Source organism: Psychroflexus gondwanensis ACAM 44 (assembly GCF_000355905.1).
Classification (GTDB): domain Bacteria; phylum Bacteroidota; class Bacteroidia; order Flavobacteriales; family Flavobacteriaceae; genus Psychroflexus; species Psychroflexus gondwanensis.
Genome location: NZ_APLF01000003.1, coordinates 207290 through 221565 on the forward strand (window position 1 = coordinate 207290; position 14276 = coordinate 221565).

Annotated in this window: 12 protein-coding genes; 5 read left to right on the forward strand and 7 right to left on the reverse strand. The window is 35.9% G+C overall.

The window, feature by feature from the left end; all coding sequences use genetic code 11:
• Positions 1-10: 10 nt before the first annotated feature.
• From PGOND44_RS03145 to PGOND44_RS03165, 5 genes are read right to left on the reverse strand one after another with little or no spacing between them, the layout of a single operon-like run.
• On the reverse strand, positions 11-550 hold the full coding sequence (locus PGOND44_RS03145) for an RNA polymerase sigma factor (protein ID WP_003436541.1): 540 nt from the start codon (positions 548-550) through the stop codon (positions 11-13).
• A gap of 9 nt (positions 551-559) precedes the next feature.
• Positions 560-2389 carry an ABC transporter ATP-binding protein gene (locus tag PGOND44_RS03150; RefSeq protein ID WP_003436544.1) on the reverse strand — a complete coding sequence of 610 codons (1830 nt, stop codon included), beginning with the start codon at positions 2387-2389 and terminating at the stop codon, positions 560-562.
• Positions 2390-2407: 18 nt separating this feature from the next.
• Complete coding sequence (locus tag PGOND44_RS03155) at positions 2408-4123, reverse strand: phospho-sugar mutase (RefSeq protein WP_003436546.1); 1716 nt, start codon at positions 4121-4123, stop codon at positions 2408-2410.
• Between the two features lie 10 nt (positions 4124-4133).
• Positions 4134-5084: a glycosyltransferase family 2 protein gene (locus PGOND44_RS03160; protein WP_003436548.1), complete on the reverse strand. Its 951-nt coding sequence runs from the start codon at positions 5082-5084 to the stop codon at positions 4134-4136.
• Between the two features lie 6 nt (positions 5085-5090).
• Entirely contained in the window at positions 5091-5606 is a 516-nt protein-coding gene (locus PGOND44_RS03165) for a DUF4199 domain-containing protein (protein WP_003436549.1), read from the reverse strand.
• Between the two features lie 264 nt (positions 5607-5870).
• Here PGOND44_RS03165 and PGOND44_RS03170 point away from each other — a divergent pair, with 264 nt between their 5' ends.
• The 3 genes from PGOND44_RS03170 to PGOND44_RS03180 are packed head-to-tail and all read left to right on the forward strand — an operon-like array spanning position 5871 to position 9369.
• Entirely contained in the window at positions 5871-6356 is a 486-nt protein-coding gene (locus tag PGOND44_RS03170; RefSeq protein WP_003436551.1) for a biotin/lipoyl-containing protein, read from the forward strand.
• A 12-nt stretch (positions 6357-6368) separates the two neighbouring features.
• On the forward strand, positions 6369-7835 hold the full coding sequence (accC, locus tag PGOND44_RS03175) for an acetyl-CoA carboxylase biotin carboxylase subunit (RefSeq protein WP_003436552.1): 1467 nt from the start codon (positions 6369-6371) through the stop codon (positions 7833-7835).
• Complete coding sequence (locus PGOND44_RS03180; RefSeq protein ID WP_003436554.1) at positions 7828-9369, forward strand: acyl-CoA carboxylase subunit beta; 1542 nt, start codon at positions 7828-7830, stop codon at positions 9367-9369. The genes accC and PGOND44_RS03180 overlap by 8 nt, the downstream gene beginning before the upstream one ends.
• Positions 9370-9580: 211 nt before the next feature.
• Here the strand turns inward: PGOND44_RS03180 and argS are convergent, their stop codons facing one another.
• Positions 9581-11359, reverse strand: a complete 1779-nt coding sequence (argS, locus tag PGOND44_RS03185; RefSeq protein WP_003436557.1) for an arginine--tRNA ligase — start codon at positions 11357-11359, stop codon at positions 9581-9583.
• Positions 11360-11447: 88 nt separating this feature from the next.
• On the opposite strand from argS, the gene PGOND44_RS03190 reads away from it, so the two are divergent.
• Positions 11448-11873, forward strand: coding sequence for a hypothetical protein (locus tag PGOND44_RS03190; RefSeq protein ID WP_003436559.1), 426 nt, complete (start codon positions 11448-11450; stop codon positions 11871-11873).
• A gap of 3 nt (positions 11874-11876) precedes the next feature.
• Positions 11877-13304 (forward strand): SDR family oxidoreductase, encoded by a 1428-nt coding sequence (locus tag PGOND44_RS03195; RefSeq protein ID WP_003436563.1) that lies wholly within the window; start codon positions 11877-11879, stop codon positions 13302-13304.
• Positions 13305-13307: 3 nt separating this feature from the next.
• Here PGOND44_RS03195 and PGOND44_RS03200 read toward each other — a convergent pair whose 3' ends face one another.
• Positions 13308-14258 (reverse strand): hypothetical protein, encoded by a 951-nt coding sequence (locus PGOND44_RS03200; RefSeq protein ID WP_003436567.1) that lies wholly within the window; start codon positions 14256-14258, stop codon positions 13308-13310.
• Positions 14259-14276: the final 18 nt, after the last annotated feature.

A 14276-nucleotide genomic window follows, 5' to 3' on the forward strand; every position in this document is an offset into this window, starting at 1 on the left:
ATTTGAAAGTTTAATCTTGCTTCAAAAATTTTTCTACTTTCTTTCTGGCATGGTGATAGTTAGACTTTAATGCTCCAACACTTGAACCTAGGATTTCCGACATTTCCTCGTAAGGGATATCTTCAAAGTAACGCATATTAAAAACAGTTTTTTGCTGTTGAGGCAGGGTATCAATAGCTTTTTGAAGTTGAAGTTGTATCTCACTTCCTTCAAAATAAACATCACTTTCTAAAGAATCAATTAAAAAATCATTGAGTTCTTGGTCTGAAAGTTTCAGCTTTTTGGCTTTTTTGTTCAAAAACGTAATGGACTCGTTGGTAGCGATTCTATACATCCAACTAAAAAGCTTGCTGTCGCCTTTAAACGATTTTATATTTTTAAAAACTTTTATAAACGTATTTTGTAATACATCATCGGCATCTTCATGTAACTTTACAATAGTCCTTATGTGCCAATACAATCTCACCTTATGCTCAGAGATAAGGGCTTGAAAGGCCTCATTAGTCTTGGTGCCTTTTTGTAAATGGTCTATGATTTCGTTCTCTTTCAATAGTATTGCTTATTCAAAAGACTGCATATTAACCAATTTTTTATAGACTCCTTTATTGGCAATCAATTCATCATGTCTTCCTTGCTCCACAATTTCTCCTTGATGCATGACAATAATGGTGTCAGCATTTTTAATCGTAGATAAGCGATGGGCTATTACTATAGACGTTCTATTTTTCATCATGTTTTCTAAAGCTTTTTGGACAAGTTGTTCGCTTTCAGTGTCTAGAGCGGAAGTCGCTTCATCCAAAATCATGATAGGTGGGTTTTTGAGAACCGCTCTAGCGATGGATAGACGTTGCTTTTGTCCACCACTTAATTTCCCTCCACTATCTCCAATATTGGTATCCATGCCTTTAGGGAGTTCTTTTACAAACTCATATGCATTTGCGATTTTCAGAGAGGCTATTAATTCTTCATCGGTAGCATTGGGTTTTCCAATTTTTAAATTTTCTTTAATGGTATCGTTGAACAAAATTGAATCTTGAGTGACTAAGCCCATAAGTCCTCTCAAAGAACTTTGTGACATGTCTTTAATATTGATACCGTCAATTTTTATTTCACCTTCAGCGATGTCATAAAATCGGGTAACCAAATTAGCAATAGTAGATTTCCCACTTCCAGATTGTCCAACCAGAGCTACTGTTTTTCCTTTTTTGACCGTGGCTTGAAAATTCTTCAGGACGTATTCATTTTCATATTTGAATGAAATATTTTCTAAAGTCAATTCAGAGTTAAATTCAGTTTTATCAATAGCCTTATCTGCATCTGTAATGCTGTTTTCTGTTTCTAAAATTTCTAAAACACGCTCTGCCGCTGCATTTCCTTTCTTTACATTATAGAAGGCTTTTGAAATGCCCTTTGCAGGCGTTAAAACATTATAGGCAAGGCCCATATAGGCTATAAACATAGGTCCGTCTAGAGTCTCGCCGACTAAAACCATTGTCCCTCCATACCATAATAAAACAGCAATAACACTTATTCCTAAAAATTCGCTAGCAGGCGAAGCTAAATTTTGTCGGTTTAGTAATTTATTGGAAAAATCGTTAAAATTTTGGGTGGAAGATTTAAACTTGGTGTAGAAAATGGATTCTGCATTAAAGCCCTTGATGATTTTGAGCCCCCCTAAGGTTTCTTCCAAAATCGATAAAAACAAACCCTGTTCTTGCTGTACTTTATCCGACTTTTTCTTTAAAGATTTCCCTATTAATGAAATGATAAATCCAGAGATGGGAATAAAAATAAAAACAAAAACAGTTAACTCTGGGCTAATGAATAACATCGCTCCAATGGTGAATAAAATAGTGAGGGGTTCTCTTACAATCAATTCTAAAATAGATAAAAACGAGTGTTGTATTTCTAAAACATCGCTGGTAATTCTAGCAATGGTATCTCCTTTTCGCTTTTCAGAATAATGAGAAAGAGGCAATTCTATGGTTTTCTTGTAAAGGGCATTTCGCAAGTCTTTCAATGTGCCATTCCTAAGAAAGGTTATAAAATACATGGCGATGTAGTTTGAAATATTTTTAAGAAAAAATAAGACGATCACCAAACTAATGACCAAAATCAAAGCAATGGAAACATCATCTTGGGCGTACTCATTGACTTGAAATGACAAATAGTCTTTAAAGTAATCTTGGGCTTTACCGATGCCATTGTAAACTGGTGGCTCAGTAATTTTTGTTGCATCTTTTCCATTAAAAAGCACATCCAACATAGGAATAAGAGCTATAAATGATAAAGCGCTGAATAGAGCATAAAAGACATTGGCAATGATGTTAAGCACTGCATATTTCTTATAAGGTTTCGCAAAGCGAAGTATTTTTTTAAAATAATTCATTTAGTGTTATTCTGATTTTTAAATACCTAAGTCGGCTTTTATACGTTCAATTTTTGAAGACAATTCTGAATCGATCTCTTCAAAATCACTTTTTGTTTTTAGAGTTGAATTTACACTGATATAGAATTTAATTTTCGGCTCTGTTCCACTGGGTCTAGCAGCGACTTTAGTCCCGTTTTCTGTATAGTAAATTAAAACATTAGATTTTGGCAGGTTGATGTTATGCGTCTCATGGGATTGGATGTTTTTAGCTATTGAAGTTTGATAGTCTTCAATAAGCGCCACTTCTTCTCCGTCAATCTCTTTAGGTGGGTTATTACGTAACTCTATCATTTTAGCTTTTATTTCTTGAGCTCCTTCCATTCCACGTTTGACGAGAGACACTAAATGTTCTTTAAAAAAACCATGCTCTATGTAAATATCGATGAGCTGTTCGTAAACAGAAGATCCTTTTGACTTTAATTCTGCAGCCATTTCACAAACCAGTAATATGGCCGTATTGGCGTCCTTGTCTCTAACAAAATCACCTACCATATAACCAAAACTTTCTTCACCACCACCAATATAATCTAATGTAGGATTGTCTTGTATTAATTTTGCAATCCACTTAAAGCCTGTTAGGCTTTCCATATATTTTACTCCATAAGCTTCAGTCAATACTCTCATTAATGGCGTAGATACTATTGTGGAGGCAATAAAGTGAGACTCTTTTAAACTATGGCTTTCTTTCATTTTCTCGAGTAGGTACCAGGTCATGAGCACCATAGTTTGGTTGCCATTGAGCAAGGCGAGTTCCCCTTTTCTATTTCTTACGGCAATACCTAATCGGTCCCCGTCAGGGTCGGTTCCTATAGCTAGATCGCTCTGTTTTTCGTTAGCTAATTTTATAGCGAGTTCCAAAGCTTCAGGCTCTTCAGGATTTGGAGATTTAACCGTTGGAAATTCAGGATCCGGTTCAGATTGAGAAGAGACCAAGTTTAAGTTGGAGTAACCTGCTTTTTCAAGTAATTGAGGAACTGTTGTAATAGAGGTCCCATGCAAAGAGGTAAAAGTGATGTTGAGATTTTTTTTGGACTCAGCAGGAAGATTGAAATTTACATTTTCCACTGCTTTTTTCAGGTATGCTTTTTCTACAGAATCGTTTAAGACTTCAATTAAATCTGATTGGCTATCAAAATTAATGTCAGAGAAATTCAATGCATTTATTTCAGAGATAATTTCCAAATCTTGAGGTGGAACGAGCTGTCCTCCATCCTTCCAATAGACCTTATATCCATTATACTCTGGTGGATTGTGACTTGCCGTAAGCATGATCCCACATTGGCATCCAAGGTGTCTTACCGAATAGGAGAGAATAGGAGTAGGTCTCAATTCAGGAAAAATATAGGCCTGTATCCCATTGGCAGAAAAGACATCTGCTACTTGATAAGCAAATTCCTTACTATTATACCTGCAATCGAAAGCTATGACAACTTTTAGTTTCTCATCTGGAAAGACAGATTTCATATAATTTGAAATCCCTTGAGTGTTTTTACCTAAGGTGTATTTGTTTATTCTGTTGGTTCCAACTCCCATTATACCGCGCATTCCACCAGTGCCAAAACCTAGATCTTGGAAAAAACTTTCCTCTAGTAGCTCTGATTTAGAATCGATTAAGTCTTGAACATTTTTATTGGTAGTTTTATCGAAGGTCCCGGTAAGCCACTCTTTTGCTTTATCTAAAAAATTGCTCATTATATTTTTTTTAAATTTTTTCTGAAATTAAATATCGTTTTTGATTACTTTTTGTTCTTAACACTAACTCTCCTAAAAAACCAGCCAAAAACATTTGGACACCTATAATCATAGCTGACAAAGCTATGTAAAACCAAGGATTATCCACAACCAAGATATTTGGTAGCCCATTCCAAAGCTTGTATAATTTAGAAGATCCTATCCAAATAGCAGAAAGGAGGCCTACTAAAAACATCAAAACTCCTATGGCTCCGAAAAAATGCATAGGTCGCTTACCAAATTTTGCAAAAAACCAAAGTGTTACCAGATCTAAAAAGCCGTTGATAAATCGTTCTGCACCAAATTTGGTTTTTCCATATTTTCTAGCTTGATGTTGGACTACTTTTTCACTAATTTTTGAAAACCCTGCCTGCTTAGCCAAAACTGGGATATAGCGATGCATTTCTCCGTTTACATTAATATGCTTTACAACTTGAAGTTTATAGGCTTTAAGTCCACAATTGAAATCGTGAAGTTTCAACCCAGAAGTCCATCTTGCAGCTTTATTAAAGAGTTTTGAAGGTAAATTTTTAAAAACAATGGAATCGTATCTTTTCTTTTTCCAACCAGAGATGAGATCGTAATTCTCTTCAGTAATAAGTTTGTATAGCTCTGGGATTTCTTCAGGATTATCTTGTAAGTCGGCATCCATAGTAATCACGACCTTCCCTTTAGCTTCAATAAATCCTGCATGTAAGGCTTGAGATTTTCCGTAGTTTTTATTGAAATTAATACCTTTAACGCTATCAAATTCAGAGTGAAGTTGTTTTATGATTTCCCAGGAATCATCGGTGCTCCCGTCATTAATGAAAATGATTTCGTAAGTAAACCCATGTTTTTCCATCACAGAATTAATCCAAGACTGTAACTCAAAGAGCGACTCAGACTCATTTAGTAGAGGAATAACAATTGATATATCCATGGTCTATCAATTATTTCGTTTAACCATACCTACGATAAGACCCACTAGAAAAGTCTTGAAAATAATAGAGAGTAGGCTTATGGTAGCTAGTGTAAAAGGAGAAGCAAAAACTCCCGACATATCTCTAGTCATTTGGGCTTCTTCTTCACTCATTTGCTGCTGTTCAATTAGGGCTTCCATTTCTGCTTCGGTATTCATTTTCATTTCTGTAATGAGCTCAGGTTCTATCCATTCATAATGAATGTAATTATACCCGCCGTAAATTAAACCTCCAATAACTCCAATAGCAAGACCTAACTTTATGGAAGTCGTTAAATCAATTTGCCCTTCATTATCAATTTTGTAGAGATGAATGGCATACCAGACGATAGCTACCGTAATTATAAAATTAAAAATAGAGATGGCTGTGTTCGTTTCCAGATTGAACGCATAGAGCAAAACCATAATTAATATGGAGTAACCACCGAAGATAACTCCAAAATTAGTGGCATAAGGTTTTACTGGAAGATCTTTATGTTGCATGAATGTAAATATGTCGGGCAAATATAAGCATTAGAATGAATTCGATGGTTTTCACAGCAAAATCTAAGAGAATTTCTACAGGCCGAATTCTTTTTTGGAAAAACGTCCTGTTCTATGATTATTAAAACTTTTGCTACAGAAGTTTTCTAAGATAAATTAAGCTGTGAAATAGTTTAGAATTTAATTTTTATAAGTTGTCTAAACTACTTTGAAACGGAAATCCTATTCAAAATCTATTATATTTACCTCAAATTCTTTAAAACTATGAAACATTTGCTTAACGCTAGAGTAAATGATACTCACGAATTTGAATTTACGCAAGATCAGATTCAAGATCTAGATGTTCAAAAAACTTCGGAAGGGGCATATCATTTATTAGTGAATCATAAATCGGTAACTTCTAAAATCATAAAATCTGATTTTCTAAATAGAACGTACACGGTAAAAATTAACTCCAATCTTTATAAAGTTGAAATCTCCAATGAATTGGATGTCCTTATAAAGGATATGGGACTTTCTTTAGCTGCCTCAAAAGTCATAAACGATGTAAAAGCCCCAATGCCAGGAATGATTCTAGATATCATGGTATCAGAAGGGCAAGAAGTTAAAGAAGGCGATAATCTTTTAGTTTTGGAAGCTATGAAAATGGAAAATACCATTTTAGCTCCACGTGATGCAGTGATAAAATCCATAAGTATCGCTAAAGGGAAGACCGTCACTAAAAATGAAGTTTTAATTGAAATGGAATAAAAATACGCAGTAATGAAAAAAATATTAGTTGCTAATAGAGGAGAGATCGCTTTACGTGTAATGAAAACCATAAGACAAATGGGAATCAAAACCGTTGCTATCTTTTCTGAAGCCGATAGAAATGCACCTCATGTGAGATTCGCAGATGAGGCGATTTGTGTGGGGCCAGCTCCTTCCAATCAATCCTATTTATTAGGAGATAAAATTATAGAAATTGCCAAGTCACTTTCTGTGGATGGGATACATCCTGGTTACGGGTTCTTAAGTGAAAATGCAGATTTTGCAGAAAAAGTAGAACAAAACGGAATCACTTTTATAGGACCAAGATCCCATGCTATTAGAATTATGGGAGATAAGCTTTCAGCCAAAGAAACGGTTAAAACTTATGATATTCCTATGGTTCCAGGAATAGATGAAGCCATTACGAATACCGCTAAAGCTAAAGAAATCGCTAAGGAAATAGGTTATCCTATTCTCATAAAAGCTTCTGCAGGTGGTGGTGGAAAAGGAATGCGTGTGGTTGAGGAAGAAGCTAAACTTGAAGAACAGATGAAAAGAGCTATCAGTGAAGCAGAGTCTGCTTTTGGAAATGGCGCTGTTTTTATTGAAAAATATGTAGGTTCTCCTAGACATATCGAAATTCAAATTCTGGCAGATACCCATGGTAATGTTCTGCATTTATTTGAAAGAGAATGTTCTGTTCAACGAAGGCATCAAAAAGTGGTAGAAGAAGCGCCTTCCACTATTCTGACTCCTCAATTGAGAGAAAAAATGGGACAAGCGGCTATTGACGTAGCGAAGTCTTGTGATTATGTGGGTGCTGGAACGGTTGAGTTTCTTATGGATGAAAAGAAAAACTTCTACTTTTTAGAAATGAATACGCGTTTGCAAGTGGAACATCCCGTTACAGAATTGATTTCTGGAATTGATCTCGTGGAGCAACAAATAAGAATTGCTAGAGGTGAAGTTTTAGGCTTTTCTCAAAAAGACTTAAAAATTAGGGGCCATGCTTTAGAACTCCGTGTTTATGCTGAGGATCCAACAGATGATTTCTTACCAAGTGTAGGCACACTAGAACGTTATAGAAAACCATCAGGACCAGGCATACGAGTGGATGATGGTTTTGAAGAAGGAATGGAAATACCTATTTATTACGACCCTATGTTGTCAAAATTAGTCACCTACGGGAAAGATAGGGAAGAAGCTTTACAGCTGATGCTTGAGGCTATAAATCTCTATGAAGTAAGAGGAGTTGCTACGACTTTACCCTTCGGAAAATTTGTTTTTAATCATGAAGCTTTCCGTTCTGGGGATTTTGATACTCATTTCGTTAAGAATTATTATACTCCAGAAGTCCTTGAAGAAGAGGTGAAAGAAGAAGCCTATTTAGCTGCTTTAATGGCTATGAAACAGTATCAAGCCGATCAAAAAAAACTAAGATTACCGGAAGTCACATCAGAAACTAAAACCAATGAATAAAAACATAAAAATACTTCAGGATAAACTCGAGAAAGCCAAGCTCGGTGGAGGTTTAAAGCGTATAGAAAAACAACATGCCAAAAAGAAATTGACTGCTCGAGAGCGGGTCGATTATCTTTTGGACGAAGGTTCTTTTGAAGAAATCGGAGCTCTAGTGACTCACAGGACGACTGATTTTGATATGCAAAAGCAAATTTATTATGGAGATGGAGTAGTGACGGGTTATGGAACTGTTAATGACAAGCTCGTGTATGTTTATGCACAAGATTTTACTGTCTTTGGCGGAGCATTATCAGAAACTCACGCTGAGAAAATCTGTAAATTGATGGACCATGCGCTAAAAGTTGGAGCGCCCATCATTGGCTTAAATGACTCTGGAGGTGCTAGAATTCAAGAAGGAGTCCGTTCACTTGGTGGATATGCCGATATTTTCTATAGAAATGTTCAGGCTTCGGGAGTCATCCCTCAGATTTCTGCTATAATGGGACCATGTGCAGGAGGCGCCGTCTACTCTCCAGCTATGACCGATTTTACGCTTATGGTAGAAAATACAAGCTATATGTTTGTAACAGGCCCCAATGTTGTAAAAACAGTGACCAATGAAGAAGTTACTTCCGAAGAACTTGGTGGGGCTAGCACGCATTCTACTAAATCTGGGGTGACTCATTTTACATCTATTAATGATGTAGAATGTTTGGAACACATCAAAAAGTTATTGAGTTACATTCCGCAAAATAATACGGAAACTGCCGAAAAGGTAAAAGTTACACTTGAAGATGAGATTCGTGAGGAATTAGATAGTTTAATTCCCGATAGTCCAAATAAACCTTATGATATGCATGATGTCATTAAAGGAATTATCGATACGGACTCATTTTTTGAAGTGCATAAAAATTACGCAGAAAATATTTTAGTTGGATTTTCAAGACTGGGCGGAAGAAGTGTAGGTATTGTGGCTAATCAGCCAATGAGTTTAGCAGGGGTTTTAGATGTTGATGCTTCTAAAAAAGCAGCGAGGTTCGTTAGGTTTTGTGATGCTTTCAACATCCCTCTATTAGTTCTTGTAGATGTACCAGGTTTTTTGCCAGGAACCGACCAGGAATGGAATGGTATTATACTTCATGGTGCCAAGTTGCTTTATGCCTTAAGCGAAGCCACAGTTCCAAGAGTCACTGTTATTACTAGGAAAGCTTATGGCGGTGCTTATGATGTGATGAACTCTAAGCATATTGGAGCCGATCTCAATTTTGCTTGGCCAACAGCAGAAATTGCTGTGATGGGGGCGAAAGGGGCCAGTGAAATTATTTTCAGAAAAGAAATACAGGATGCTGAAGATTCAGAATTGAAATTATCTGAAAAGGAAGCTGAATATGCAGAAACCTTTGCAAATCCGTTTAAGGCTGCTCAGCGTGGGTTTATAGATGAGGTGATTATGCCAAGAGATACCCGTAGGAAGTTATTAAAAGCTTTTGCCATGTTAGAACATAAAGACGTGCCAAGACCTAAACGAAAACATGGGAATATTCCTTTGTAAAGAAAAAGAAACTGTCTTAAGGTGTTTTTCTAACACTAAGAAACCTCTGTCTCCAGAAATTTTGGATTGGGGGTTTCTTGATTTTTAATTGGATGGACATCGATGTTTTATATTCTGAAATACACTTGTCTGCTCATTCAATTCAGCTCAGAACGACAACTTAAGCTGCTAGGAGGTAGCTTAATATATCAGCTTATAAAACAAACTTACTTTACATCTGGTTTGGTACCTCGATTCCAAGAACCTTAAAACTTTTCTGGATGACTTCTCCCACCAATCGAGCCAGCTCTACTCTAAATTCAATTTGGTATTCCTCGTCTGCTCCAAGAATGGATACATTCTGATAAAAAGAATTGAATTCTTTAACGAGATCGTACACGTAATTGGCGATAAGCGCAGGACTATATTGATCTGCAGCTTGCTGTACAAGTTCAGGAAACTGGTTTAAAATTTTGATTAAAGCTTTCTCTTTGCTATTGAATTCGTAAGTAGAAAGATTCAAGTCTTTCGAGTCTTTTTTTCCCTTTCTTAAGATCGATTGAATTCTGGCGTAAGTGTACTGAATAAACGGTCCTGTATTTCCTTGAAAGTCTACCGACTCTTTAGGGTCAAATAAGATTCTCTTTTTTGGATCTACTTTAAGAATATAATATTTTAAAGCACCTAAACCAATCATCTTATACAACTTGTTTTTTTCATCGTCATCGTAGCCTTCAAGTTTTCCTAACTCCTGAGAAATAGATTTGGCAGTTGAGGTCATTTCTTCAATCAAGTCATCTGCATCTACCACCTTACCTTCACGGCTTTTCATTTTTCCGCTTGGTAAATCGACCATCCCATAACTCAAATGATAAAGGTGTTCTGCCCACTCGAAACCAAGCTTTTTTAAAATCAGAAAGAGTACTTTGAAATGGTAATCCTGCTCATTTCCTACCGTGTATATCATTTCGTCAATATCGTAATCGGTCACACGTTGTATCGCTGTACCAATATCCTGAGTCATATAAACGGCGGTACCATCAGATCTAAGAACTATCTTTTCATCTAAGCCATCATCCGATAGATCAATCCAAACACTGCCATCGTCTTTGGTAAAGAAAACACCAGTTTCTAAGCCACTTTTTATATGATCCTTACCTAAAAGATAAGTATCGCTTTCGTAATAATTTTTATCAAAATCGACTCCTAGGTTTGCATAAGTAGTTTCGAACCCATCATACACCCATTGGTTCATGGTTTTCCAAAGTTTTACAACTTCAGGATCTCCTGCTTCCCAAAGTTTAAGCATATTTTGGGCTTCGAGTAAAATAGGAGCTTGTTTTTTAGCTTCTTCTTCTGTTTTTCCCTCTTTTAGTAAATTTTTGATTTCAGATTTATAGGCCTTATCAAATTCAACATAATATCTTCCGACCAAGTGATCGCCTTTGACGCCAGAAGATTCTGGGGTTTCACCATCACCGTATTTTTGCCAAGCCAGCATACTTTTACAGATGTGGATACCACGATCGTTGATAATTTGTGTTTTATAGACGTGTTTACCAGCAGCTTTTTGAATTTCAGCGACTGAAAAGCCTAGTAAGTTATTTCGGATGTGTCCGAGATGTAAAGGCTTGTTGGTGTTCGGCGAAGAATACTCGACCATTACTTTTTGACTAGTAGGCGTGACTTTTCTGAATCCAAAATTTTCATCCTGACTCATTGTATTCACAAGATCTGCAAAGTAAAATTCAGTTAAGGATAAATTCAAAAACCCCTTAACAACATTAAATTCAGACACCAAACTCGAGTTTTTTGATAGGTAGTCTCCAATTTGTTCACCGAGTTGAACAGGATTGGTTTTAATATGTTTTAATAAAGGGAAAACGACCAAGGTCAAATCACCTTTAAATTCCTTTCTAGTGAGTTGAAATTCAAATGATTGGACATCGATGTCGTGGTTGTCTTGGATGTATTTGGTAATATATTTAGAAAGTTGCGCTTCTAGAGTCATGAATAAGGTGTTTCAGTTGCAAATATAATCTAAAAATTAGAGGTCATTTCAAGATGTAAGCATCGAATTCAGTATATTTAAAATAAAAATGCTTTTAAATGTTTCCTACAATAGGCCTAAAATTAAACAACAAATCAACACTGAAGTAGGCCAACCTTTTACCTTTTTGGATAGATTAAAAATGAATGGCATTGGGTCTGGTAAACTCCACATTCACTCCACTAGTATACAGATCCATAACTTGCTTGTCTTAGACAATAATATGAATATCTGTGGAGTAGAAATGAGACCTAAAGGGATTATTGTTACCTTCAGATCCTTACTCGAAACCTATGCTCTAGTGATTCCTTATTATAAGTTGAAGCTGTATAAAGGACAATCCAAAGTGTATTCCATTTATAAAGACAACTATTTTATTAAGGTAGAAGCTAAGGAAAAGCGTAATCATGATTTTTTAAAGAAAATCTTGAAATATAAGGCTGACAACTTTTCGAGTGATTTTGAAAACTATTAATACATGAAAATACTTCTCACAGGGGCTAACGGTTACATAGGGATGAGAGTTTTGCCTTTATTGCTTGACCAAGGTCACCAGGTGGTTTGTGCTGTAAGAAGTGCCGACCGACTCTCCGTCGATAAAGAAACCAAAGAAAGGATTGACATCATAGAGATGGATTTGCTAGATGAAGTGAAGCCTAATCTTATTCCAAAAGATATTGATGTGGCCTATTATCTAGTCCATTCTATGTCCAGTTCAACATCAGATTTTTCTGAAAAAGAACAAATCACGGCCAATCATTTTAACACCTACATGAAAGAAACCCAAGTCAAGCAGGTGATCTTTCTAAGTGGAATTGTGAATGAAGATAACCTTTCAAAACATTTGGAATCCCGCAAAAATGTAGAAAGTATTCTTTATAAAGGCGATTATCACCTTACGGTAATAAGAGCAGGAATAATAGTGGGATCGGGGAGTGCTTCGTTTGAAATTATAAGAGATTTATGTGAGAAATTACCTTTAATGATTACTCCTAAATGGGTAAATACAAAATGCCAACCCATTGGGATAAGGGATGTTTTGCAATTTCTGATTGGTGTGATAGGAAAGGAAGAGACTTATGATGATTCTTTCGATATTGGTGGTCCAGACGTCTTGTCTTATAAGGATATGATGAAAAATTATGCAAAGGTGAGAGAATTAAGTCTTACCATCGTTAATGTTCCCGTTATGACCCCAAAACTATCATCCTATTGGTTATACTTTGTAACGTCAACTTCCTATAAATTAGCTTCTAATCTTGTCGATAGCATGCGAGTAAATGTGATTGCAAAAGATCACAGATTGCAAGATATTTTAGGTATAAAACCTCACACTTACGAAGAAGCCATAGAAATGGCTTTTGTAAAAATAGAACAGAATCAAGTTATTTCTAGCTGGAGAGATTCAAAAGTAAGTAGTAGATATTCTCAAAAGGATTTGAACAAATATATCAAAGTTCCTAAGTTTGGATGTTTACACGATCATCAACAGATGAAAGCAGATGATCCTGAAAAAGCTCTAGAAAAAATTTGGGCCATTGGTGGTAAAAACGGTTGGTATTACGCGAACACACTTTGGAAAATTCGCGGTTATTTTGACAAACTAGCAGGTGGTGTAGGGCTACGTAGAGGAAGAACTAATCCAGATAAAATAAATCCTGGAGATTCTTTGGATTTTTGGAGAGTTTTGATGGCCGATAAAGAAGAGCGACGACTTTTGCTTTTTGCAGAAATGAGAGTTCCTGGGGAAGCTTGGTTAGAGTTCTATATAGATGAGGAGAATGTAGTTCATCAAAATGCTACGTTTAGACCTAAAGGACTTATTGGAAGGTTATATTGGTATTCTATGCTACCATTTCATTTTTTCATTTTTAACGGTATGCTGACTCAAATTTGCAAGACCTAAGGCTTATCTGAATTCTAAGATTTCATCATCCGTTCTAAAAGTAAAAACTCCAAAGCCTTGGGAACTTAAACGAATAGTCCTTTCGGTAGTTGTGTTTTCTAAAGTAATATCATTAAAAACGACCGTAATATTAAATTGTCTTGAAACTCTATTTTCCCTAAAAGCTTCAATAATCAAACTTTCAGAAACTGTTTCGTCTAAATAATTGGGAATACCGTTATCATTGGTGTCATCGTTTACTGGGTTTAAAACAGGTTCCTCTGGAGTGCCTTCTTCAAAAGCATTTAAGTCTTCATACCTAGTAATTACTCCATCGCCGTCATCATCAGGGTCGAGGTAATCTGGAATACCATCGCCATCGGTATCTAACTCAATTCCAAAATCTATATCAATTTCAATTTCCACGTTAGTGAGTACATTATCATTATCGTCATCTATATCCAAGAAATTGGGTATACCATCCCCGTCCGTATCGTAATTGAAGATATTATTATCTGGACCTTGTTCATCTATATCGTCTATCCCGTCACCATCGGTATCTACTCCTGAATCTGATGCTCTTGTAATGGTAAACTCCACGTTTCCACCTGTGGTACTGGTAAATTCTTCAATAACTGAAGGTTCACTGGGAGGAATCTCTTGGCAAAAGTAATTGCTACTTTCAACACGGCCATTTAATCGTCTATAATTGATGCGATTAGAATTATTTATGGTGACTGAGAAAGTTCCAGGGTTTATAACATTTTCAACATTTTCTAAAATGTTTTTATCAAAAGTTAGGGAAATAGCTTCATTGGATTCAGTAATGATATGCAAGACTTTTCTATCACCTTCAAATTCACATAAATTGAGTGCTGAGTTTTGATCAAAATTGAAATCGCTGACGATGATATCTCCATCATCGCAAGAGAAAATTAATAAACTTAGAATTGATAATAAAAATAGTCTTTGCATAGTCTTAAAATGAATTCA